General features: G+C 67.2%; 26 protein-coding genes and 2 tRNA genes. 10 read left to right on the top strand and 18 right to left on the bottom strand.

All coding sequences use genetic code 11. The features are described from left to right. Window position 1: 1 nt before the first annotated feature. Window positions 2-1057 (top strand): methylmalonyl Co-A mutase-associated GTPase MeaB, encoded by a 1056-nt coding sequence (gene meaB / locus EV641_RS00135; protein ID WP_054715978.1) that lies wholly within the window; start codon window positions 2-4, stop codon window positions 1055-1057. Continuing rightward, the gene (locus EV641_RS00130; RefSeq protein WP_054715981.1) at window positions 1054-1761 is read left to right on the top strand and encodes a lysoplasmalogenase; all 708 of its coding nucleotides are present in this window, start codon (window positions 1054-1056) and stop codon (window positions 1759-1761) included. The genes meaB and EV641_RS00130 overlap by 4 nt, the downstream gene beginning before the upstream one ends. A gap of 66 nt (window positions 1762-1827) precedes the next feature. Here the strand turns inward: EV641_RS00130 and EV641_RS00125 are convergent, their stop codons facing one another. From EV641_RS00125 to EV641_RS00100, 7 genes are all read right to left on the bottom strand, one after another. Continuing rightward, on the bottom strand, window positions 1828-2430 hold the full coding sequence (locus EV641_RS00125) for a hypothetical protein (RefSeq protein WP_241996691.1): 603 nt from the start codon (window positions 2428-2430) through the stop codon (window positions 1828-1830). A gap of 72 nt (window positions 2431-2502) precedes the next feature. Next, the gene (locus EV641_RS00120; protein WP_132469956.1) at window positions 2503-3450 is read right to left on the bottom strand and encodes a sulfite exporter TauE/SafE family protein; all 948 of its coding nucleotides are present in this window, start codon (window positions 3448-3450) and stop codon (window positions 2503-2505) included. A 27-nt stretch (window positions 3451-3477) separates the two neighbouring features. After that, entirely contained in the window at window positions 3478-3636 is a 159-nt protein-coding gene (locus tag EV641_RS29110; protein WP_158289109.1) for a hypothetical protein, read from the bottom strand. An 85-nt stretch (window positions 3637-3721) separates the two neighbouring features. Beyond that, window positions 3722-4966 carry a saccharopine dehydrogenase NADP-binding domain-containing protein gene (locus EV641_RS00115; RefSeq protein ID WP_132469954.1) on the bottom strand — a complete coding sequence of 415 codons (1245 nt, stop codon included), beginning with the start codon at window positions 4964-4966 and terminating at the stop codon, window positions 3722-3724. A gap of 9 nt (window positions 4967-4975) precedes the next feature. Next, the gene (locus EV641_RS00110; protein ID WP_054715987.1) at window positions 4976-5368 is read right to left on the bottom strand and encodes a DUF2784 domain-containing protein; all 393 of its coding nucleotides are present in this window, start codon (window positions 5366-5368) and stop codon (window positions 4976-4978) included. 18 nt (window positions 5369-5386) lie between these two features. Then, window positions 5387-5755: a universal stress protein gene (locus tag EV641_RS00105; protein ID WP_054715989.1), complete on the bottom strand. Its 369-nt coding sequence runs from the start codon at window positions 5753-5755 to the stop codon at window positions 5387-5389. A 138-nt stretch (window positions 5756-5893) separates the two neighbouring features. Beyond that, window positions 5894-7369, bottom strand: a complete 1476-nt coding sequence (locus tag EV641_RS00100; RefSeq protein WP_132469952.1) for an SDR family NAD(P)-dependent oxidoreductase — start codon at window positions 7367-7369, stop codon at window positions 5894-5896. A 96-nt stretch (window positions 7370-7465) separates the two neighbouring features. Between EV641_RS00100 and EV641_RS00095 the strand changes: the two genes are divergently transcribed. Next, complete coding sequence (locus EV641_RS00095) at window positions 7466-7711, top strand: PLDc N-terminal domain-containing protein (RefSeq protein ID WP_132469950.1); 246 nt, start codon at window positions 7466-7468, stop codon at window positions 7709-7711. Between the two features lie 67 nt (window positions 7712-7778). On the opposite strand, the gene EV641_RS00090 is transcribed toward EV641_RS00095, so the two are convergent. Next, window positions 7779-7864: transfer RNA gene (locus EV641_RS00090), tRNA-Leu, on the bottom strand. Window positions 7865-8076: 212 nt separating this feature from the next. After that, window positions 8077-8162, bottom strand: a tRNA-Leu gene (locus EV641_RS00085). A gap of 119 nt (window positions 8163-8281) precedes the next feature. On the opposite strand from EV641_RS00085, the gene EV641_RS00080 reads away from it, so the two are divergent. Continuing rightward, a complete protein-coding gene (locus tag EV641_RS00080; protein WP_132469948.1) occupies window positions 8282-9634 on the top strand; it encodes a M20/M25/M40 family metallo-hydrolase in 1353 nt (450 codons plus the stop codon). A 41-nt stretch (window positions 9635-9675) separates the two neighbouring features. Next, entirely contained in the window at window positions 9676-10218 is a 543-nt protein-coding gene (locus EV641_RS00075; protein WP_132469946.1) for a YbhB/YbcL family Raf kinase inhibitor-like protein, read from the top strand. 87 nt (window positions 10219-10305) lie between these two features. Here the strand turns inward: EV641_RS00075 and EV641_RS00070 are convergent, their stop codons facing one another. The 8 genes from EV641_RS00070 to EV641_RS00035 all read right to left on the bottom strand — a co-directional run bounded on the left by EV641_RS00070 (window position 10306) and on the right by EV641_RS00035 (window position 17524). Next, window positions 10306-11370 (bottom strand): quinone-dependent dihydroorotate dehydrogenase, encoded by a 1065-nt coding sequence (locus tag EV641_RS00070; RefSeq protein ID WP_054717884.1) that lies wholly within the window; start codon window positions 11368-11370, stop codon window positions 10306-10308. A gap of 42 nt (window positions 11371-11412) precedes the next feature. Then, on the bottom strand, window positions 11413-11667 hold the full coding sequence (locus EV641_RS00065) for a DUF5703 family protein (RefSeq protein ID WP_054717883.1): 255 nt from the start codon (window positions 11665-11667) through the stop codon (window positions 11413-11415). 2 nt (window positions 11668-11669) lie between these two features. Continuing rightward, complete coding sequence (locus EV641_RS00060) at window positions 11670-12677, bottom strand: hypothetical protein (RefSeq protein ID WP_132469944.1); 1008 nt, start codon at window positions 12675-12677, stop codon at window positions 11670-11672. Window positions 12678-12809: 132 nt separating this feature from the next. Continuing rightward, complete coding sequence (locus tag EV641_RS00055) at window positions 12810-13679, bottom strand: heme ABC transporter ATP-binding protein (RefSeq protein ID WP_132470743.1); 870 nt, start codon at window positions 13677-13679, stop codon at window positions 12810-12812. A gap of 5 nt (window positions 13680-13684) precedes the next feature. Further along, window positions 13685-14746, bottom strand: a complete 1062-nt coding sequence (locus EV641_RS00050) for an iron ABC transporter permease (RefSeq protein ID WP_241996776.1) — start codon at window positions 14744-14746, stop codon at window positions 13685-13687. Between the two features lie 55 nt (window positions 14747-14801). Further along, window positions 14802-15824 carry an ABC transporter substrate-binding protein gene (locus tag EV641_RS00045; protein WP_054720369.1) on the bottom strand — a complete coding sequence of 341 codons (1023 nt, stop codon included), beginning with the start codon at window positions 15822-15824 and terminating at the stop codon, window positions 14802-14804. A 5-nt stretch (window positions 15825-15829) separates the two neighbouring features. Continuing rightward, a complete protein-coding gene (locus EV641_RS00040) occupies window positions 15830-16495 on the bottom strand; it encodes a biliverdin-producing heme oxygenase (RefSeq protein ID WP_054720371.1) in 666 nt (221 codons plus the stop codon). Window positions 16496-16585: 90 nt separating this feature from the next. After that, entirely contained in the window at window positions 16586-17524 is a 939-nt protein-coding gene (locus tag EV641_RS00035; RefSeq protein WP_132469940.1) for an aldo/keto reductase, read from the bottom strand. 207 nt (window positions 17525-17731) lie between these two features. Here EV641_RS00035 and EV641_RS00030 point away from each other — a divergent pair, with 207 nt between their 5' ends. From EV641_RS00030 to EV641_RS00015, 4 genes are read left to right on the top strand one after another with little or no spacing between them, the layout of a single operon-like run. Then, a complete protein-coding gene (locus EV641_RS00030) occupies window positions 17732-18577 on the top strand; it encodes an undecaprenyl-diphosphate phosphatase (protein ID WP_054720534.1) in 846 nt (281 codons plus the stop codon). Between the two features lie 55 nt (window positions 18578-18632). After that, on the top strand, window positions 18633-19364 hold the full coding sequence (locus tag EV641_RS00025) for a histidine phosphatase family protein (RefSeq protein ID WP_132469938.1): 732 nt from the start codon (window positions 18633-18635) through the stop codon (window positions 19362-19364). Window positions 19365-19409: 45 nt separating this feature from the next. Further along, window positions 19410-19997 (top strand): DUF3090 domain-containing protein, encoded by a 588-nt coding sequence (locus EV641_RS00020; RefSeq protein ID WP_054719069.1) that lies wholly within the window; start codon window positions 19410-19412, stop codon window positions 19995-19997. A 4-nt stretch (window positions 19998-20001) separates the two neighbouring features. Then, window positions 20002-20799, top strand: coding sequence for an SCO1664 family protein (locus EV641_RS00015; protein WP_132469936.1), 798 nt, complete (start codon window positions 20002-20004; stop codon window positions 20797-20799). 22 nt (window positions 20800-20821) lie between these two features. Here EV641_RS00015 and EV641_RS00010 read toward each other — a convergent pair whose 3' ends face one another. Beyond that, window positions 20822-21775, bottom strand: a complete 954-nt coding sequence (locus EV641_RS00010) for a DUF808 domain-containing protein (protein WP_199233086.1) — start codon at window positions 21773-21775, stop codon at window positions 20822-20824. A gap of 145 nt (window positions 21776-21920) precedes the next feature. Between EV641_RS00010 and mshC the strand changes: the two genes are divergently transcribed. Continuing rightward, complete coding sequence (gene mshC / locus EV641_RS00005; protein WP_132469932.1) at window positions 21921-23162, top strand: cysteine--1-D-myo-inosityl 2-amino-2-deoxy-alpha-D-glucopyranoside ligase; 1242 nt, start codon at window positions 21921-21923, stop codon at window positions 23160-23162. Window positions 23163-23378 lie beyond the last annotated feature (216 nt).

The following is a 23378-nucleotide window of genomic DNA, read 5'->3' as shown; positions in this document are numbered from 1 at the left end:
CATGAGTGACACCTCGATCGGGAATACCGCGACGCGCCGGCGTCCGGTCGACCTCGACGCCCTCGCGGAATCGGTACTCGCCAACGAGCGCGCCGGACTCGCGAAGGCGATCACCCTGATCGAATCGACTCGCGACGACCATCGGGAGCAGGCGCAGCAGCTGCTGCTGCGCCTGCTCCCGCGCGCGGGCGGTGCGATCAGGGTCGGTATCACCGGCGTCCCCGGGGTCGGGAAGTCGACGTTCATCGACTCGCTCGGTATGTACCTGCTCGGTAAGGGACACCGGGTCGCGGTGCTCGCCGTCGACCCCTCGTCGACCCGTACCGGCGGCTCGATCCTGGGCGACAAGACCAGGATGGCCCGGTTGTCCGGGGAGCAGGACGCCTTCATCCGGCCATCGCCCACCGCCGGCACCCTCGGCGGTGTCGCCAAGGCGACCCGCGAGACGATGGTGCTGCTCGAGGCGGCCGGGTTCGACGTGATCCTGGTCGAGACCGTCGGTGTCGGGCAGTCGGAGGTCACCGTCGCGAACATGGTGGACTGCTTCTGTTTTCTCACGCTCGCCCGCACCGGCGACCAGTTGCAGGGCATCAAGAAGGGCGTGCTCGAGCTCGCTGATCTCGTCGCGGTGAACAAGGCGGACGGCAACCACGAGCGCGACGCGCGTGTCGCTGCGCGCGAACTGTCCGGCGCGATGCGCATGGTGCATCCGCACGACGCGTTGTGGAAGCCGCCGGTGATCACCATGAGCGGTCTCGAAGGCCTGGGGCTGGATACGTTCTGGGACACCGTCCTCGAGCACAAGAGAGTGCTCACCGAGGCCGGGCAGTTCGACGAGAACCGCAGTCGCCAACAGGTCGACTGGACGTGGACGATGGTGCACGACCAACTGCTCCGGCGACTCGAAGGCAATCCGCGTGTCAAGGCGATCCGCGGTGACGTCGAGGCCGGAGTGCGCGACGGGTCGCTCACCGCGGCCATCGGTGCGCGGCAGATCCTCGATGCTTTCGACGATGTCGACGACGGCGGCGCCGAGAACGAGGGTCCCGCTCGGTGACCCAGGGCATCGCTGCGCGGATCGCGTTCGCCGGTTTCGGTGTACTCGCCGCGGTGCATCTGATCGCCCAGCTGATCGACCCCGAGGCAATGTCGGTCGACGCCACTCAATGGCTGCTCATGCCGGTGCTGGCGGCCGCGCTCGTGCTCGGCACGACCGCGCCCCGATCACGGCTCGTCGAGCTGACGCTGGTGGCGTTGACCTTCTCCTGGCTCGGCGACACTGCACCCGACCTGTTCGACGGTGACACCTCGTTCCTGGTGCTTGTCGGATTCTTCCTGTGTGCGCAGGTGACCTACATCGCGGCGTTTCTGCCGTATCGGGCCGAGAGCGTGCTGCACACCAGGCGGTGGGTACTCGCGGTCTTCGCGGTCGCTGTCATCGCCCTGGTGGCGGTGTGCGCTCCGGGCGCGGGTGTGCTGCTGATCCCCGTCGTGGTCTATGCGTTGTGTCTGGCCACGATGGCGGTTCTCGCCACCGGCGTCGGGCGCACCGTCGCGATCGGCGCGGTGATCTTCGTGGTCTCCGATTCGTTGATCGCATTGCGCGCGTTCGTCGAGGACTTCCCCCTGCCGCTGTCGGGGTTCTGGGTGATGCTCACCTACATCGCGGCGCAGGTACTCATCACACACGGCGTGATGACCCGGGGCCGGGCGGCCCGGGATGAGAACGCCGATCGGAGTGCGGCGAGCACACTCGAGTGACCCGAGACGAGAACGGGCGCGCTCACCATCTCGGTGATCGCGCCCGTGTCGTTCGAGACCGGTTGCTCAGAGGCCCAGAATCTCGGTGGCGGCAGCGACGGCGGCCGGTCCGTCCAAACTGGGGGAGTCGGCCCACTGCCCGCCGGTGATGGAGACGCGCACGTCCGGGAACTCGACGGTGGTGACAGTGATGCCGGCCGCGTCGGTGCCCATGTTCATCGTGTACGCGACGCCCCCCTTCGACTCGACGGCGCTGTCGGAGAGCACTTCGAGACCTGCGGTGCCGAGTACCGAGGTGTCCGACACGGCGCCGTTCCCGGTCTCGATCATGACCTCGACCGTGCGGATGTCGTCGAGGCTTGCGGCACTGGCGGGCGTCGACCAGGTGCAGTACACGCCGTAGTCGCTCGAGCCGTTGTTCGGATCGGCGTCGAGTCCTTCGATGTACTGTTCCACGGCCGGGGCAACGTCGTCGCAGCTCGAGAACTTCGCGAGGAGATCGGCGTCGAGCGTCTCGACGCTGACATCTCCGTCGGAGAATGTGGCATCGGCGGTCTCGGAGGCGCTGTCGCTCCCGGAGGCCGACGTGTCGTCGTCGGACGAGCAGGCACCGAGGGTGAGAGCGCAGGCAAGGATGGCAGGCAGAGCTGCAAGGCGGAGTCGATTCACGCGGCGAATGCTATCGGGTGCGGTGCGCCGTAATGATCTTGGTATGGGCGTTTTGTCCGGCCGGGGTACGTGCTAGATTTTTTGGCCCTGCGAGTCTTCCTGCAACGCTGTCGGGGTCGGAGCCTCGAGATTCTCGAGGCCGCCCGACGACTCGGCCGAAGTGAGTTTCGAACGCTTCCACGACACGATCAGCAGGGTGATCCAGCCGGCGATGAGCAGCACGTAGAGCAGCGTCGCGACGGTGCTGGACACCTCGAAGGTGTCGAATAACTTGTACAGGTTGGTCACGACGATGACGCCGCCGACCGCGGTCCCCAACAGTGTCGCCGGAACGCGGGAGACCAGCCATGCGGCCACCGGAGCGGCAAGCGCACCTCCGATCGCCAACCCCGCGACGATGAGCAGGTTGTCGAGCGACTCGCGTCCCAGACCGATGAGGAAGCCGATGCTCGCAGCGACCGCGACGAGGAACTCCGAGGCGCTGACCGAACCGATCACCGTGCGCGGTGCGGTCTTTCCGCGCGAAAGCAGTGTGCTGGTGGTGATAGGACCCCAACCGCCGCCGCCGCTCGCGTCGATGAAACCACCGAAGAATCCGAGAGGTGAGAGGAACTTCGCGGTGTGCGGCGATCTACGGGCATCGGCCACCGCCGGCGGGCGAACAGAGAAACGCAACGCCACGTACACACCGATGACCAGCAGGATCGTCGCCGTGACCGGCACGGCTGCTTCCGTGGACAGACCGGAGAGAACAGTGGCACCGAGAAACGCGCCGACCGCACCGGGTACACCGAGTCGCAGCACGACCTTCCAGTCGATGTTACGGAACCGCCAATGCGCAGCACCGGAGACCAGAGTGGTGCCGACCTCGGCCAGGTGGACGGCGGCACTCGCGTGCGCTGCGCCGACACCACTGAAGATCAGCAAGGTGGTGGCAGTGACACCGAACGCCATGCCGAGTGCGCCATCGACCAACTGGGCACCGGCACCGACCAACGTGAAGACGAGGAGATTGAGCATGCATCGCTCCGTGCGACTGGAAGGGACCTAGACGAACACGACGAGCGGTGCGACACCGCTCAGAAGGACATCCAGGAACAACACTCGCAGTCGAAGCACGCGCCACGACGGGTAGGCCAGAACGCCATCAGCGCAAGCCGAGCAGCCGGAGCCGTCTCGATGCTCGTCGCGTGCATGGTGCCCCATCTTCCGTCGGATACTTCGGTCGCCGGATGAGCGACCGATCGAGCATAACCCGCCGCCGATGTCGGATCCACGCCGGTGCGCGCAGTCAGGGTAGGCGGCGCGTCGAGATCTCGAAGCCCGCCGCTCGAAGCCGCTCGGTCAGCACGTCGCCGAACGCCACAGCGGGGGTGAGCACCCCACCACCGGCGTGCAGCGCAGAACCTCCGACGGCCAACGACAGCGCGGATTCGCTCAGCATCACCGCGGTCGCCTTGTACCCGGGATCGCCCTTCGCGGCGAACCGCGCCGTGTAGCGGGCGCCGGTCTCGGTGGTGGTGTACAGATCGACCGTGAAATACCCGCGTTCGCGGGTCTGCTCCGACGGGCCCTCACCGGGGGCGGGCAACACCTTATCGAGCAGGAACCTGGTCGGGCGGAACGACAGGCCCGCCACGAGGGCACCCAGCCCCGCGGCGACGGCCCCGGCGATCAGAGGTGACGCCACCGACGAGCCGACGTTCATCACCTCCCGATACCGGAACCGCGGCCCGTAGGTCCCCTCGGTGAGGGCGCTGCTGCGCCGCACCACCCGGGTGTTGACCGACGCCATCGCGAACGGCGCCTTCCATCCGGTGACCTCCGGAGCGATCGACTTGCCGTCGACCAGCGCGATATCGCTCTGCCGGCCGTGGTCGGGCTCCTGATCCCGGTCGGGTGACAACGAGTAGGGACTCGCCGCGATCTTCCGTGCCGTGCGATCGCCGCGGACCACATCGAGCTGGTTGCGCAGTGAATCGATCGTGCCACCGCTGACACCGCCGCGCATCGACGTCAGGATGTACGTGGTGTCGGTCAGTGCGCCGGCCCCGTCGGCGTCCGCGGCGCGCCGCAAGGCATGCACACCGAGATCGGACGGAACCGAATCGAACCCGCACCCGTGCACGATGCGGGCGCCGGTGCGGTGCGCGATGTCGTCGAACCGGTCGATGCTCTCGCGTTGGAACAAGACCTCACCGGTCAGGTCCACATAATCGGTACCTGCCTCGGCGCACGCCTGGACCAGCGGCAGACCGTACCGGGCATAGGGGCCGACCGTGGTGATCACCACGCGAGTCTCGGATGCCATCGCGGCCAGGGAGTCGGGATCGTCCGCATTTGCGATGATCAACGGCCACTCGGCGGCGGTGGGAGGAAGCGCCCCACGCACGGCTTCGAGTTTGTCGCGGGAACGACCGGCGAGTCCGACCGTCAGACCGGACGGAAGGTGGTGGGCGAGGTACTCGGCGGTGAGCCGGCCAACGAAGCCGGTAGCGCCGTAGACGACGACGTCGAGATGGCGTGAGGCAGTCATGCCGCCACCCTACTGTCGAGTAAGTCCAAGCGCGCCTTTTCTCACACGCGTGCGGCCGTGACGCACCCACAGCACCGACCACGACACCACGACACAGACCACGACACCCGCGCGAACCAACCCGAGTGCGGATTCGGGATAGATCACGCCGGTCAGATAATGCTCGATGAAGCCACCCGGGGGCAGCCCCGAGTCACCGGCCTTGTCCCGGGCCCAGTTCTCTGCCGACGTCAACGGGCAGTCGAACCCCACGATCACCGACCCGGCGCCCCACACCACTGCAAGCACATGGGTGATGATCGTGCGTGGCCACCGCCACGTGAGAAACCCGCCGAACGCGACGTAGAGCACGAACAGCAGATGGACGAACGCGGTGGCGTCGGCGAGCAGCCGGTAGACCATGCAACCAGCGTAAGCCGATCATTCGTCCTTCACGACGAGTACCGGAACAGCCGCTTCGATGATCATGCGCTGCAGCCCACGTTCGAGCAGGAACTTGCCGGTCGCGGTCCGGCCGCGGCTACCCACCACTGCCCTTTCGGCGCCGCTGCGCGCGAGCAATTCGACGAGTGTTCCGACCGAATCGCCGTCGTGGACATCGGTGAGTAGCTCCCAGTCGCCCTCGCCGAGAACTTCTCGGACAACGGCGTCCACCGCGTCACTCTCGGCGGGTTCGTCGAGAGGAGCCAGGACGACCAATTTCTGCCCGCGGTCGGCGGCCTCACGGGCACCGGCACGCAGGGCAGCGCGTCCCTCAGGGGTTTCGGCATGGACGACGGCGACAGACATGATGCTCCTATGCGCGGTGGGACAGTGGACCACTGTGTATCAGTATCGCGGCCCACACCGGTGAATCCGGAATCCGATCTGTGTGGAAGTGATCTCCGCCGGAGGTGTCGTGTCGGCCGGATCTCACCGGACCGGCTGTCACCAGGGTGCCGGCGCGTAGTCCTTGAGGAAGCACCCGTACAGATCGACGCCGGATTCACCCTGGACGATCGGGTCGTACACCCGCGCCGCGCCGTCGACCAGATCGAGCGGTGCGTGGAAGCCTTCCTCGGCCAGCCGAATCTTCGTGTGGTGAGGTCGTTCGTCGGTGATCCATCCCGTGTCGACGGCCGTCATGAGGATGCCATCGCTGAGAATTTCCTCGGCGCTCGTACGGGTGAGCATGTTGAGCGCAGCCTTCGCCATGTTGGTGTGCGGGTGCCCCGCGCCCTTGTATCGGCGGCCGGCGAACTGACCTTCCATCGCCGAGACATTGACGATGTACTTGCGACGCGCCCGTGACGAGGCCATCGACGGGCGCAGCCGGTCGACGAGGATGAACGGCGCCACCGAGTTGCACAACTGCACCTCGAGCAGCTCGAGTGGCTCGACCTCACCCACGGTCTGCACCCAGCTGTTGGTGTGCACCAGATCGGGAAGCAGACCACCGGCGTCGATCGCGATGCCCGCGGCGATCCGCTCGGGAGTCGCGGACCCGGCCACCATGGCCAGCGACGACACGGACTCCGCCGACAACGCACTGCCCGAGAGGCTCCCGGCGAGCGCGGCGGGATGCGCGTCCGACGGCTTGCCGAACGTGAGGACCTCCGGACGAGGTCCTGCCGGAAGGGCTGCGGACTCGGCCTCGGCGAGCGCCGAATAGGCACCGGGGGAGCGACGCACGGTCTGTGCCGCGTTGTTGATGAGGATATCCAACGGGCCCTGCGCCGCGACCTCGTCGGCGAGGGCGACGACCTGCGCCGGGTCGCGAAGATCGATACCGACCACCCGCAGGCGGTGGATCCAGTCGGCGCAGTCCTCCATCGCACTGAACCGACGGATCGCGTCGTTCGGGAAGCGGGTGGTGATCGTGGTGTGCGCGCCGTCACGCAGTAACCGCAGCGCGATGTACATGCCGATCTTGGCGCGGCCACCGGTGAGTAGTGCACGTCGACCGGTCAGGTCGGTGCGGGCGTCACGCTTGGCATGATTCGCGGCAGCACACTCCGGGCACAGCTGGTGGTAGAACGCGTCCACCTGTGTGTACTTGTTCTTGCAGACGTAGCAGCCACGCGGACGCAGCAGAGTTCCCGCGGTGGCATTGCGTGCGGACGAGGTGAGTGGAACACCGGCGGTCTCGTCGTCGATGCGCGTGGGGGAGCCGGTCGCGGTGGACTCGAGCACCTCGCGATCGGCGGCGGCCTTTCGGTCGCGTCGCTCGTTGCGGCGGCGCCGCTTGAACTTCTTGAACATGTGCCCGACGGCGCGCTGCACCGTGACCGCATCCGGGTGGTCGGCCGCGAGTCCGCCCGCCAGATCGAGTACGCGGAGGCAAGTGTCGAGTTCGGCGGGATCGATCCGCTCGGATCCGAGTGTGTCGGTGAGTGTCGCTGCAGTGTCGCTGTGGGGGTCCATGTGCCCTTTTCCGGTGTGTGGTGAAGCCCGATAATGGTACCGGGCGAGCGCGGACGTCCCGACGCTCGTGTCCTGAGGATCACTTCGGAGGGAAAGATGAGTTCGACCGCACCAGCGGAGACCGCCCGTGCCGAGAAGAAATTCGCCGACCTGCCGCCGTGGCAGCGAGCCCTCGTGCTCGTGCTCGCGAGCGTCCAGCTCTCACTCGCCGCGAGCGCCTGGGCCGATCTCGCGACGCGGCCCGCCGAGAAGGTCAACGGCAACAAGTTGAAGTGGGCGCTGATCATCGCCGTGAACTTCGTGGGGCCGATCAGCTATTTCCGCAAGGGCCGCCGCGACTGAGCGATCATCCCGATCCGACGAAGATGGCCCCGAACCTGAAACAGGTTCGGGGCCATCATGTTCGGAGTGTCCGAGGGGGGACTTGAACCCCCACGTCCGTTAATAGGACACTAGCACCTCAAGCTAGCGCGTCTGCCATTCCGCCACTCGGACCGGTGCCACACGGGCACGCGGTGAACTCCCGCTCTCGCGGGCGCTGTCGAAAACAGTAGCGCATGGATGCGCCGTTCCCCAATTCGCCTCCCCAGGTCGGCTACGGGGGCGCGTTCACCCCGCCCGTCATCGTGATCGACGATCATCCGAACAACGACGAAGGCCCCGAACCTGATCGGTTCGGGGCCTTCGTCGTCTGTCTCGACTCAGAGTGTCCGAGGGGGGACTTGAACCCCCACGTCCGTTAATAGGACACTAGCACCTCAAGCTAGCGCGTCTGCCATTCCGCCACTCGGACTTGATGCTCGCACCCGCTCCGGCGGGCGCTGTGAAAGATTAACGCACCACGCCCCAGCTCCCAAATCGCCACCCCCACCTGCAGTGATTCACAACGCCGTCGGTGGTAGACATGCAGGCATGGCCACCACGTCGAGCGCGCACCAACCGTCCCGAGCCGAAGCCGAGGTCGTCGACCTCGTCTCCCGGCTCATCCGCTTCGATACGTCGAATACCGGCGACCTCGCCACCACCCGCGGCGAGAAGGAATGTGCCGAATGGGTCGCGTCCCAACTGCAGGAGGTCGGATACGAGACCACCTACGTCGAATCCGGTGCACCCGGTCGTGGCAACCTGTTCGCCAGGCTCCCCGGTGCCGACCCCGACCGCGGTGCGCTGATGCTGCACGGCCACCTCGACGTGGTCCCCGCCGAACCCGCCGACTGGAGTGTGCACCCGTTCTCCGGCGCCGTCGAGGACGGCTATGTCTGGGGTCGTGGCGCCGTGGACATGAAAGACATGGTCGGGATGATGATCGCCGTTGCCCGACGCTTCAAAGCGGAGGGTATCGTCCCGCCCCGCGACCTCGTCTTCGCATTCCTCGCCGACGAAGAAGCCGGCGGAACCTACGGCTCCCAGTGGCTGGTCCGGCACCGCCCCGACCTGTTCGAGGGGATCACCGAGGCTGTGGGTGAGGTGGGCGGCTTCTCCCTGACCGTCCCGCGACCCGACGGCACCGAACGCCGGCTCTACATGGTCGAGACCGCAGAAAAGGGCCTCGGATGGATGCGTTTGACCGCGAAGGGACGCGCCGGACACGGATCGTTCCTCCACGAGGAGAATGCCGTCACGATCCTCGCGCAGGCCGTCGCGAGGTTGGGCACTCACACGTTTCCGCTCGTGGTCCCGGACTCTGTTGCCGAGTTTCTCGCCGCCGCGGGGGAGGAGACCGGACTGGACTTCGACCCCACCTCACCCGACCTCGAAGGCACTCTGGCGAAGCTCGGCTCGATCGCCAGAATTGTCGGCGCCACGCTGCGCGATACCGCCAACCCGACGATGCTCGATGCAGGTTACAAGGCGAACGTCATCCCGCAGACCGCCGAAGCGGTCGTCGATTGCCGGATCCTGCCCGGTCGCCTCGCCGAATTCGAACGCACCGTCGACGAACTGATCGGCCCCGACGTGACCCGCGAATGGATCACCAGCCTCGATTCCTACGAGACCACGTTCGACGGCGACCTCGTCGACGCGATGAACGCCGCTATCGAGGCGCACGACCCTCTCGGGCGCACGGTGCCGTACATGCTGTCGGGAGGCACCGACGCCAAGGCGTTCGCCAAGCTCGGGATCCGCTGCTTCGGCTTCGCGCCACTGCAGCTGCCCCCGGAACTCGACTTCGCGGCCCTGTTCCACGGGGTCGACGAGCGTGTTCCCGTCGAGGCGCTGCGCTTCGGCACGCGTGTCATGGAACACTTCATCATGCACTCCTGATCACCGAAATCGATCACCGAACACAACCCGAAAGGACCGGTATGGCCTTCGATTACGACCCGTACGAGTTCCTGCCCGCGCTGCCCACTTTCCAGGTGACCAGCGAGGACTTCGCCGACGGCGAGGAGTGGAAACTCCCGCAGGCCAGCGGCGCCTTCGGAATCTCCGGCGGTGGCGACATCTCCCCGCAGCTGTCGTGGTCCGGGTTCCCGGAAGAAACGAAGAGCTTCGTCGTGACCGTCTTCGACCCCGACGCCCCGACCGCCTCCGGCTTCTGGCACTGGGCGGTGGCGAACATCCCGGCCTCGATCACCGAACTGCCGTCCGGCGCCGGCACGGCCGATGCGTCCGCATTGCCGACGGGAGCAGTGCAGCTGCGCCACGACGGTGGCGCATTCGGGTTCATCGGTGCGGCGCCGCCGGCCGGACACGGCCACCATCGCTACATCGTCGCCGTGCACGCCCTGGACGTCGACACACTCGAAGGCGTCGGGCCGGATGCGAGCCCGGCGTTCCTCGGATTCAACGTATTCGGACACGCCATCGCGCGCGGCCTGCTGACCGGTACCTACGAGGTGAAGTAGCAAGATTGCTCTGACCGAAGGTGACATTCGTACACTCCAAGTGACCGAACGTCACCTTCGGTCGGTCGGTGGGGCGGAGTGGCAGTCTCAGCGACCGGCCCCCACTGCATCGGCGATCGACGCGTAACCCGATGCACGCAGCTTGCGGGCGAGGCCCTTGTTGAGGCGACGCGTCCAGAACGCGCCGCCGTAGATGAACCCGGTGTAGCCCTGCACCAGCGATGCACCGGCCAGAATGCGCTCCCACGCCTGCTCGGGCGTCTCGATCCCACCGACCGACACGAGCGTCAAACGATCACCGACACGCGCGTACAGCCGTCGCAATACCTCGAGGGATCGTGCTGCCACGGGAGCACCGGACAGGCCGCCTGCCCCGATCTCCTCGATACGGGCGGCGTCGGTACGCAATCCGTCGCGGCGGATGGTGGTGTTGGTGGCCACGATCCCAGCGAGCTTCAACTCGACAGCGAGATCGGCGACCGCGTCGATGTCCTCGTCCGACAGGTCCGGGGCGATCTTCACGAGCACCGGCACCGTCACAGTGTCGAGGACCGCCTGCAGCAGCGGACGCAGCGACTCGACTGCCTGCAGATCCCGCAGGCCCGGCGTGTTCGGGGACGAGACGTTGACCACCACGAAATCGGCGAGTGGACCGAGCAGCTGCGCGCTCGCGGTGTAGTCCTCTGCAGCCTGCTCGGCGGGCACGATCTTCGTCTTGCCGATGTTCGCGCCGATCGGCACCGTCCTGCGGCGCTGCCGCAGATGATTTGCGGCCTCACCGGCACCGTGGTTGTTGAACCCCATCCGGTTGACCAGCGCGCGATCCTCCGGCAACCGGAACAGTCGCGGCGCCGGGTTACCGGGCTGCGCCTGCGCGGTGACCGTACCGATCTCTGCGAAACCGAACCCGAGTGGGCCCCACGCGTCGACACCCTTGGCGTCCTTGTCGAAACCAGCGGCCATGCCCACCGGATTCGGGAACCGGACACCGAACACGGTGTTGTCCAGCACCGGATCGTCGACAGTGAGGATCTTCGACGCGAGCGCGCGGGTCGGCCCGAAGCCGGTGATCAGACGCAGCACCAGGAACACCAGGTGGTGGATCCGTTCCGGCGGCACGAGGAACATCACGCGAAGAAGCAAGCGGTACACGAACGACTCCCTGCAAAGTGGGCGCGAAGCCCGGATATTCGATCAGCGGACGGTGGGTTCGGGGATGTGACGGCCGGTCTTACGTCGGCGCAGCAGCACCCGGCGACTGCCGTCGGGATACAACCGCAGTCGGGTCAGCTCCCAGCCGTGGAACTCGGCGGATATCGCGAGCCGCAGCGAGGCGCTGATCCGCGAGACTTCCTTCGGAAGCTTCAGCGGCACGTACTCGTAGTCGTCGTTGCTGGTATCCCACCCCACAGGGAGGCGGGTGAACCGGCTCGCATTCTCGCCTGCCATCACTACCCTTCGACCGGAATCCTCTGCAGTCCGTCGCCGGTCGCCGATGCCACCACCAGTGCCGCATCGGCGGGATCGACGGCGAGCGAGTTGGGTTGCTGCACAGTCGCGAAGCGGTGGCGCTCCCTCGGGATACCGGTCGACAGATCGTAGCCCACGACCTCATTGCTGCCGGTCAGGGTGACCCACACCAGGTCACGTTTCTCGTCGTAGGCCACCGCGTAGGGTGCCGGGCCCACCGGATAACGCTGCCGCAACACCAGCGAGTCGAGCGTATGGACGAGCAGTTCGTCGCCGTCGGTGTCGGTGACGATGACGCGCCCGAAAGGGTCGCTGGTCATCTGCGTGGCGCCGTCCCCGGCGCGTAGTGCGATACGCAGGTCCGAATCCTCGAGGTCGAGTTCGGTGATGGACGTCTGGTGCCGGTCCAGCGCGGCGACGGTGTCGTCGGCGACCGTGAGTGCGTCGACGGAGACGAGACCACTGATCGTGGACTCCACCTCACCGGTCTCGGGGGCGACGATGAGCACAGTGCCGTTCGAGGTGCCGACCGCCCAGCGGTCGTCGGGCAGGACCGCAGCCGAGAGTGCGTCGCCGTCGAGCGGAACCTCCGTGACGGTTCCGGTGGTGGTGTCGACCTGCGCGACCACGCCTGCCGCGGGCGCCAGCACGGTTCCGTCGGGGCCGGGGGAGACGGTTGCCGCGGCTGCGGGCAACGCCACCTCGCGCGACTCTGCGCCTGCTTCATCGATCAACAGCAGCTGCTGCCCATCGTCGACGAGGGCCGCGACGACGTTGGTGCCGGGGGCGATGACCATCGCTTCGACCGACTCCGCGAGGGGAGTGACGACCCCGGCGGGTGTCGTGGTCACCCCGGGTGCCACCGCAGCGGTGGCCGGTTCGCGGGTCGGTACCGACTCGGCAGCGTCCTCGGACGAGGAGCATCCGGCGACCAGCGTCACCGCAAGCCCGATCACCACCGCGGCGCTGCGCATCACCGGTCCACCCATCGTCGTTGCTCCTCGCTGTTGTGCTGTGGCTGTGGCAGCGCCCTGAATGCGACGCCACGATCCAGTGTTCCCGATCGTCATCCGGTGGGTGCAGGCGCCTCCGTGCCGGTCAACGGCGGTGTGACGTGGCGCTCACAGTGTGGATGCGGGTCCTTCCCGATGCGGCAGCACGAGCGGCGTCCCGGTCTCCGGATGAGCGCTGACCCGCACCGGATAGTCGTAGACGCGGCTGAGCAGTTCCTCGGTGAGCACCTCGTCCGGGCCGCCGTCGGCAACGAGACGACCCTTCTCGAGCACGCAGATTCGGTCGGCGTACGCGGCGGCGAGACCGAGGTCGTGCAACACCACCACCACGGCGTGCCCGTGATCGGCGCGGGACCTCACCACCCGCATGATCGTTTCCTGATGTCCGATGTCGAGTGCAGCGGTCGGTTCGTCCAGCAGCAGCGTCTGGGTGTCCTGGGCGAGCACACGGGCCAGCGCGACCCGGGCGCGTTCACCACCCGACAACGCCGGGAAGGGACGGTCGGCGAGATGTGCCACGTCGCAGGTTTCGAACGCGGCGTCGACGAGTTCGACGTCGGAGTCCTGGCGGTCCGTGCGTGCCCACGCGGCGCGGCCCATCTGCACGACCTGCCGCGCCGTGAAGGGAAATCCGACGGTGTGCTGTTGCGGCAGCACAGCGCGTCGCCGCGCCAACGCCAGGGGAGTCCATTCGTCGAGATCACGTCCGTCGACCTCGACGTACCCGCCGCTGAGCGGATGGTCGCCGGTCAACGCTGCGAGCAATGTCGACTTGCCCGCGCCGTTGGGGCCCACCAGTGCGACCACCTCGCCGACGCGAACCTCGAAGTCGACGCCGTGCAGGATTTCGCGTTCGCCGCGCTGCAGTCGGATCCCGGTACCGCGCAGGGTCGCGGAACCGGGCGTGGATCGCTCGGGCAGGTCGCGGCGGCCGCGTAGCCGATCGAGTAGCGGGGCGACGGGAGAGGAGAACGACATCCGGCTCACGCCCACCCACCCTGCTTGGCTCGTGTGCGGCGCAGCATCAGGAAGAACACCGGGCCACCGATCAGTGCGGTGAGCATGCCGAGCGGCAGGTCGGCGTTGGGCACCAGGGTGCGGGCACCGAGATCGGCTGCCAGGAGCACTACCGCGCCGCCCAGGACACTGGCGAACATGAGCACGCGGTGGGCGGGACCAAGCGCGAGACGCATCAGGTGCGGCACGACGAGCCCCACGAACATGATGATGCCGGTGAATGCCACCGCGGCGCTGACCAGCACCGCGACCGCGACGATCGCCACCTGCCGGACCCGCTCGACGTTCACCCCGAGATGACGGGCAACGCTCTCACCGAGGGCGAGCACATCGAGTTTGGGGGCGAGCACGATCGCCACCGCGACCCCGACTGCGGTGAGTGGAGCGACCACCGACACGATGTCCCACGTGGCGCCCCCGAGGCTGCCCAGCTGCCAGAACACGATCTGGTCGCGGGCCGCGGGATTCGCGACGAAGGTGAAGAACGCGATGAGCCCACCGGCCATTGCGTTGACGGCGACACCGGTGAGGATCACGGTGACCACCTCGGTCCGTCCCCCCGATCGCGACATCGCATACACGAGGAACGTGGTGACCAGGCCGGACAGCAGTGCCGCCCACGCCAGCGACCATCCCGACGAGAAGGCACCGCCGAGCACGATCACCGCGGACGCGCCGACGGCAGCACCCGATGACACCCCGATCACGCCGGGCTCGGCGAGGGGATTCGCGAAAATGCCCTGCAGCAGCGCTCCGGAGCAGCCGAGTGCGGCGCCGACGAGCATCGCCAGTACGACCCGCGGGAACCTCACCTCCCACAGCGTGACCTCCCCGGCCGGGTGGGCGGGCATCGGACCGATGTCGAGTCCGATGCGGTGGAGCACACTGCCGACCACCTCGGCGGGGCTGGTGGGCACCTGGCCGAGGCACGCCGACACGATCGCGAGCGCCACGAGCGCGACGACGAGACCGGCGAACACCACAGTGGTACGGGTGGCGCCGGCCTTGCGGAGCGCTTCGGCAGGCAGGCCGGTGGTTTCGCCGACCTCACTCACAGCAGGCACGCGATCAGGGGGTACTCGGTCACGCGGCATCGGGGGGATAGAACGCCTCGACGAGAGCCGCGAGGACCTCACCGGTCTCGGGTCCGAAACTCAGCAGCACCGCGTCGTCCATGTCGACGATGCTGCCGCTCTTCCCGGCCGGGGTTTGCGCGACACCCGGAAGCTCGGCCAGGCCTTCCGGTCCGCCGACGGATTCGAGACTGTGCGTCATGATCAGGATCGTGTCGGGCGCAGACGCGATCATGGCCTCGCTGGTGATCGGCATGAACTGCGATTCGAGACCGGCCACGGTTCCCGCGTCGAGTCCGCCTAGGGCTTCGATCAACGCATCGGCACCCGACCCCGGTCCGCCGAGCATTTTGATCGCCGAGCCACGCAGATACAGGAACGCGACGGTGAACTCGGGTTGATCCGCCGGAACAGAGGCCTGTGCCGCGGCGATCTCCTCGTTGGTGCGCTCGATCAGCGCCTCGCCTGCCTCAGGGACACCGAGCGCTGCGGCAACCGATTCGATGCCCGTCGACACGGTGTCGAGGTTGCGTTCCGGATCGACGAACACCACCGGCACGCCGGTGTCGCGCAACTGCTGCTGCACGGCCAGCGGACCTATCGAGGTGTCGGTGAGCACCACCGTCGGGTTCAACGCCAGGATCGCTTCGGTATTGAGACTGTGCCCGCCGGGCGTGACGTTCGGTAGGTGCTCACCGGCGGGGAAGATCGCGGTGGAGCGGCCGACGACGTTGTCGCCGAGACCGAGCGAGAACACGGTCTGAGCGAGGGTCCCGGAGCGGTCCGCGACGACGATCCGCGACACATCGGTCACGGTGACATCGACTCCGTCGAAACTGCGCACTGTCGCGGGAAGCGTCGGGGAGGTATCTGTGGTGATCGGTCGTGGATCGGGGTCGGCGACGGTCGCGGTGCGGGCACCGGCAGCCGCGGATGCCCCGGATCCACCGGACTCGGTGCTGCAGCTGCCGAGCACGAGCGCGACGATTGCCACGAGCAGCGCCGACAGGACCTTCACGGTCGAACGGAACATATCGTTCAGACCTGCGCCCGGTATCGGTCGAGATCGGCGGCCAGGTCGGCGAACAACGCGCCGTTGAGACCGAAGACGAGGTTCGCCTCGTCGATCACTTGTTGCTGCTGGGTCTCGTCGAGGGGAGCGGCATCGAGCTTGGCGCGGTAAGAGTCCTTGAACGGCTTCGTCTTCGGGATCTCGTCGAAGATGTAGAAGTGCAGTCCGTCGCGGTCGTATCCGTAGGCGCGTTCGAGCATGCGGCGGATGATCTGCCCACCCGACAGGTCGCCCATGTACCGCAGGTAGTGGTGCGCCAGGAACGCTTCCGGCGATGATGCCGCGACCTTCTGCAACCGTTCGACATACGCGACGGTGGCGGGCAGCGGCGTGATCCCGTCACGCCACTGTTCGCCGAGCAGGAACACGAGGTCGGCCTCGAGTGCCGAGGTGCGGAGAAGTTCGGGGGTCAGGAACGGTCCGACGATGGGATCGTCGGCGTAGGTCTGTCCGATCCGTTCGAGCGCGTCGTACACGAACCAGGTCTGGGCGATCAGCGCGGCATGGGCTGAGGCATCGAGTTTGCCGTCGAGCAGTTCGGTGACGAACACCGAGTTCTCGGTGTCCGAATGTGCCTGCTGTGTCTCGATCCGGATCCGCTCGGCGAACCCTGTGACCTCGGTCGTGGTCATCGACCCCACCTCCCTGTGCTGCCCGTGATCAACCCTGTTGAAAGGACAGCCTAACCTTTGCGGGATGGACCGGCGAGGCCCGGTTCCATCTCACGCACTGACGTCGTCGAGTGCAGCCGAGATCGCCGGCGGCAACGCCAGCTCCTCCGCGACCAGCACCCCCGTCAACTGTGCCAGATCACGCGCACCGACCAGGGCCGAGGCGACATGCGGACGATCCCGCACCCACGCCAACGCCACCGCCAACGGCGATGTGCCGAGCCCGTCCGCGGCAGTGGCAACCGCGTCGACCACCCTGATCGCGGACTTCGTCAGGTACCGCTGCACTTCGTCGGTGTGCACGTCGTCGGCGCCGCGCGAATCGGCGGGTGTCCCCGAGCGGTACTTACCGGTGAGCACACCACCGGCGAGCGGGACCGCCGCGAACACGCCGACGCCGTGATGTGCGGCCGCGGGGATGAGTTCCTCTTCGACGCCGCGCGCCAGGAGCGAGTACTCGACCTGCGTGCACACCAGGGGAGCGGGCCGTCGGGTGTGTGCTGCTGCCGTCGCGAGCTGCCACCCGAGATAGCCACGCACCCCGACGTACCGGACGCGGCCACTGGACACGGCGAACTCGAGCGCCGACGCGACCTCCTCGATAGGGGTGTGCGGGTCCCAGGTCGCGACCTGCCAGATGTCGAGGTGGTCGGTGCCCAGTTCTCGCAGCGTGTGGTCGAGTTGGGTGAGCAGACCACCACGGGAACAGTCGACCCGGCCGGCACCGAGCTTGGTGGTGTCGATCCCGGAACTGCCCGAGAGCACCAGTTCGTCGCGGGGCACCACATCGTCGAGCAGTTCGGCGAGGATGCGCTGCGCAACCCCATCACCGTAGGCGGGCGAGGTGTCGACGAGAGTGCCTCCCGCATCGACGAACGCCGACAGCTGCGCAGCCGCCTCATCGCCGTCGGTGCCGCGTCCCCAGGTCAACGTTCCGAGTCCGAGCCGTGACACGCGCAGTCCACTCGAGCCCACTGTTCTGTGTTCCATACCGCCTGTGATCCTCCCGACCGGAGGGAACGTGCCGATCGATGCACGACCGTTCCCATGACTGGCACCTTAATGTCGGATGCACGACGAGTGGAGGTTCGCCGCGCCGCGTACTGTTTCGCGGGTGAATCGGACTCTGCGCTCATCGAATGCGGGCACCTCGACCCACCGGACATCACCCTCCCGCGACCGTGCCGAGGTGACGGCATGACCGAATCGATGACCTGGCTGCAGACAATCATCCTCGGACTGGTGCAGGGTCTGACCGAATTCCTGCCGATTTCTTCGTCGGGTCACCTGCGGATCGTGTCCGAGCTGTTCTTCGGAGCAGACGCCGGCGCATCGTTCACCGCCGTGACGCAGCTCGGCACCGAAGCCGCCGTTCTGTTGTTCTTCGCCGGCGACATCTGGCGCATCATGTGCGCCTGGTTCCGCGGCGTGTTCCACAAGGAGCACCGCGACAACCACGACTACAAGATGGGTTGGTATGTGATCCTCGGCACCATCCCGATCGGCATCCTCGGACTGGTGTTCAAGGACGAGATCCGTACCGTCGCACGCAACCTGTGGCTCGTCGCGACCATGCTCATCGTGTTCTCGTTCGTCATCGCCGCCGCCGAATACTACGGACGCCAGCGCCGCACCATCGAGCAGCTCACACTCAAGGACGGCCTGATCATGGGTTCGGCGCAGGCGCTCGCACTGATCCCCGGTGTGTCGCGCTCCGGTGGCACGATCTCCGCCGGTCTGTTCCTCGGCCTGACCCGTGAGGCTGCAGCCCGCTACTCGTTCCTGCTGGCCATCCCGGCCGTCCTCGCGTCGGGGCTGTTCAGCCTTCCCGATGCGTTCGAACCCGTCGGTGAGGGGCTCGAGGCCTCCGGTGCTCAGCTCGCGGTCGCGACGCTCATCGCGTTCGGTGTGGGCTACGCGGCGATCGCCTGGCTGCTCAAATTCGTGGTGAACCACTCGATGTACTGGTTCGTCGGATACCGCATCATCGTCGGTCTGCTGCTCTTCGGGCTGCTCGGCACCGGTGTGATCGCGGCGACGTAGCCGCCGTGGGGACGCTCGGCCGCCGTGGCGCCGCACGACATCTAGGCTGGATCACATGACGGTCATCCTGCTGCGCCACGGACGGTCGACGGCCAACACCTCGCACATGCTGGCCGGCCGCACCCCCGGGGTAGAACTCGACGAGGTCGGCCACGTGCAGGCCAAGAACCTTCTCACCCGCTTGACGGGGCTCGAGATCGCCGAGATCGTCCGGTCGCCGCTGATGCGCTGCCGACAGACCGTGCAGCCGCTGGCCACCGACCGCGGCCTGACACCGACCATCGACGACCGGCTCGCCGAAGTCGACTACGGGCAGTGGACCGGCCGCAAACTCGGCGACCTCGTCCGCGAACCGCTCTGGAAGGTCGTGCAACAGCACGCGTCCGCGGCGGTCTTCCCCGGCGGCGAAGGACTCGCGCAGGTGCAGGCCCGCGCGGTCGCGGCGATCCGCGAGCACGACCGTCGCCTCGCCGACACCCACGGCAAGGACGTCGTGTGGGTCGCGTGCAGCCACGGCGACGTGATCAAGGCGATCCTGGCCGATGCGCTGGCCACCCACCTCGACGGATTCCAGCGCATCGTCGCCGAACCCGCATCGATCAGCGTCGTGCGCTACACCGACACCAGGCCCTTCGTCCTGCGCGTCAACGACACCGGCGGCGACTTCTCCGGTCTCGCGGTCGCCGACGCCCCGAAATCCGTTCCCGGAGGTGAAGTGCCCGGCAGCGGGGCCGACGAATCCTCGGCCGACGAGGCCGGAGAGGGACACAGCACCCGGGGCGGATAATGACAGTGACCGACATGGCACAGTGAACGGACTCGAGGAGGTGCAATGGCCCGCGCGATACACGTCTTCCGGACTCCGGACCGGTTCGTTGCCGGCACCGTCGGTGAACCCGGCGACCGGGTGTTCTACCTGCAGGCCGTACACGACTCCCGGGTGGTGAGCGTGATACTGGAAAAGCAGCAGGTCCAGATCCTCGCCGACCGGATGGGTCTGCTGCTCGAAGAAGTCCACCGGCGGTTCGGCACCACGCTGCCCGAAGACGCCGACGTCGACACCAGCCCCCTGGAAACCCCGATCGACGCGGAATTCCGGGTCGGCACCATGGGATTGGGATGGGACGCCGACTCCGGCGCCGTCGTCGTCGAACTGCTCGCCGTCACCGAGACCGAACTCGACGAATCCGTCGTCCTCGACGACACCGAGGAAGGCCCCGACGCCGTCCGGGTTTTCCTCACCCCGATCCAGGCACGAGGCTTCGCGACCCGCTCCGAGATGGTCATCTCCGCCGGGCGCACCCCCTGCCCGCTGTGCGGCGAACCCATCGGTGGGGAAGGCCACATCTGCGTGCGCACCAACGGCTACCTGCGCACACCGGGCTTCGATCCGACGTCATGGTTCGACGAGGAGAGCTGACACCGTGGCCGTGCCCGACGTGCGCAGCGTGCTGCCCGACGGCGACCTGACCGTCGTCGGGCAGGTCGTGCACGCCAGCAACGCCACCCTCGTGTGCGACGCCACGCTCGATTCACAGACCGTGCGGTGTGTCTACAAACCCGTCCGCGGGGAACGCCCGCTGTGGGATTTCCCGGACGGCACCCTCGCCGGACGCGAGGTCGCGTCCTACCTCATCTCCGAGGCGCTCGGCTGGGGCGTCATCCCCCTCACAGTGTTGCGCGACGGCCCGTTCGGGCCCGGGATGGTGCAACGCTGGATCGACACCCGCGAAGATTCCGCCGACAGGCTCGACCTCGTCGACATCTGCCCGATCGACGCAGTACCGGACGGGTGGCTGGCCGTGCTGCACGCGCGCGACATGAACGGCAGCGACGTCGCACTCGTCCACGCCGACGACCCGCGACTGCAGCGGATGGCCGTGCTCGATGTCGTCCTCAACAACGCCGACCGCAAGGGCGGCCACGTTCTCGAAGGCATGGACGGCACCGTCTACGGCATCGACCACGGCATCTGCCTGCATTCTCAGAACAAGCTACGGACAGTGCTGTGGGGCTGGGCGAACTCCACCGTCGATCAGGCGCTGCTCACCGACCTCGACAAGCTTGCCCGCCGGTTCGACGGTGACTTCGCCGATGTGCTCGCCGAGCACATCACCGACGCCGAGGTCGCGGCGCTGCACCACCGCATCACCGCGCTGCTCGACCAGCCCCTGATGCCCCGCCCCATCGGTGAGCGGCGAATCCCGTGGCCGGCGTTCTGAACCTGCCTGCGACCTGATCGAGTCAGTGCGCCGCGGCGTTCTTCTTCCGCTTCGGAAGCAAATGTACGACCAGCACGACCATTGCGCCGAGGACGAGTCCGACGATCGCGGACGCCACGGTGCCTGCGGTCCACGACAGGACGCCGCCGAACCCGCCGTGGACGAACTCGCCGAACCAGTGTTCGAGATCGTGGAGACGATCGGCGGGCCAGTGGAACCCGGCCTCACCGACGTTGACGATCAGGATGTGGCCGCCCACCCACAGCATCGCGGCGATACCGACCACGGTGAGCACCGTCATCACCTTCGGCATCGCGGCCACCAGACCGCGCCCGATGCGCTGACTGAATGTCGAGGTGCGTTGTGCGAGCGCCAGGCCGACGTCGTCCATCTTGACGATCAGCGCGACCACCCCGTACACCAGGACGGTGATCAGGATCGCGACGACGATCAGCACCAACAGCCGGGTCACGAACGGTTCGCTCTCGACCGACGACAGCGAGATCACCATGATCTCGGCCGAGAGGATCAGATCGGTACGGATCGCGCCGCTGACCATGGACTTCTCGAACTCGGGCCCGCGCGCCGCTGCCGGGACGTCCTCGTCGGCATGGTGACCACCGAACAGCGCTTCGTAGACCTTCTCGGCGCCCTCGAAGCACAGGAACAGGCCACCGGCGATCAGCAGATACGGCAGTGCCTGCGGAAGAAACTGGCTCAGCAGCATCGCCACCGGGAGGATGATCAGCAGCTTGTTGCGGATCGACCCGATCGCGATCTTGCGGATGATCGGCAGTTCGCGGTCGGGGGAGAACCCGTGCACATAGCGCGGGGTGACGGCGGTGTCGTCGACCACCACACCCGCGGCCTTGATGCTTGCCTTACCGGCCGCGGCTCCGATGTCGTCGATCGACGCAGCTGCCGCCTTCGCGAGCACCGCCACGTCGTCCAACAGAGCGACGAGACCACCAGCCACGGGAACCTCCCACAAATTCTGAAATCGGTAGAGCCGAACGCACGTGGCCGTGGCCGACATCGAACCGTACCGAATCCATGGTGACGCACGCCCGCGGAGCAGGGGCGAGGCTGCTCGTTTCGCCCATTCCATTAGGCTCGGGTCCATGCTGTCTTGGTCCGATGTCGCGATTCCGTCCGTGCCCGGTGAAGGCCCCCCGCTCAGGTTGTTCGACACCGCAGATCGAGCTGTGCGACCCGTCACCCCCGGCGCGACGGCCACGATGTACGTATGCGGGATCACCCCGTACGACGCCACCCACCTCGGGCATGCCGCCACCTACCTCACGTTCGATCTGGTCAACCGCATCTGGCGCGACAACGGGCACGTTGTCCACTACGTGCAGAACGTCACCGACGTCGACGACCCGCTGTTCGAACGCGCCGCCCGCGACGGCGAGGACTGGGTGGTGCTCGGTATGCGCGAGACCGCGCTGTTCCGTGAGGACATGGAGGCGCTGCGGGTCCTGCCGCCGCGCGACTACATCGGTGCCGTCGAATCGGTGGGTGAGGTGATCGAGCTCGTCGAGAAGCTCGTCGCATCAGGGGCTGCGTATGTGGTCGACGACGAGCAGTATCCGGACGTGTACTTCCGGGTCGACGCCACCGAACAATTCGGCTACGAATCCGGGTACGACCACGCCACCATGGCGCAGTTCTTCGCCGAACGTGGCGGCGACCCGGACCGGCCGGGCAAGCGCAACCCGCTCGACGCGCTCCTGTGGCGCGCGCAGCGTCCCGACGAACCGTCCTGGCCGTCCCCGTTCGGCGACGGCAGGCCCGGCTGGCACATCGAATGCGCCGCGATCGCACTCAACCGCATCGGGAGCGGCTTCGACGTCCAGGGCGGCGGCAGCGACCTGATCTTCCCGCACCACGAGTTCTCCGCCGCGCACGCCGAGGCCGTCACCGGCGACCGCCGCTTCGCGCGGCACTACGTGCACACCGGCATGATCGGCCTCGACGGCGAGAAGATGTCCAAGTCGCGCGGCAACCTGGTGTTCGTCTCGAAGATGCGCGGTGAAGGCGTCGACCCCGCCGCGATCCGGCTCGGCCTGATGTCCGGCCACTACCGCGTCGATCGGCCGTGGACCGCTGATGTCCTTGCGTCCGCAGAGGCGCGGCTGGAGTTGTGGCGGCAAGCGGCGGCATTGACGTCGGCGTCGTCGGTCGACGACACGATCGCGCGGTTGCGTCAGCACCTTGCCGACGACCTCGACACCCCCAAGGCCCTCGCTGCCCTCGATGCGTGGGCGCAGTTCGCGGTCGACCGCGGCGGCGACGACGCGGAAGCGCCGGGCCTGTTCGCCGACGCAGTCGACGCACTGCTGGGCGTTCCGCTGCGGTAGTCGCTTTTGAGTGTGCAGTTTTCGTCGCAATTACCGGCTTGGATTCAGAAGGCCAATGCAACACCCCTGGATGAAGGGGTGCAGTCGTGGCGAGAAGGATTCCGTGGGAGACACGGGCAGCCGCGTACCGAGGGTTGGTCCGTGGATGCTCCGCGGTCGAGCTCGGCAACACTTTGAGTGTGTCGAGAATGACGGTGGACCGGTGGGCAGCGAGCG

This window comes from Rhodococcus sp. SMB37 (genome assembly GCF_004345605.1).
Taxonomy (GTDB): Bacteria; Actinomycetota; Actinomycetes; order Mycobacteriales; family Mycobacteriaceae; genus Rhodococcus.
The sequence above is the reverse complement of the archived record's forward strand: the minus strand, read 5'-3'. Positions and strand labels throughout refer to the sequence as shown.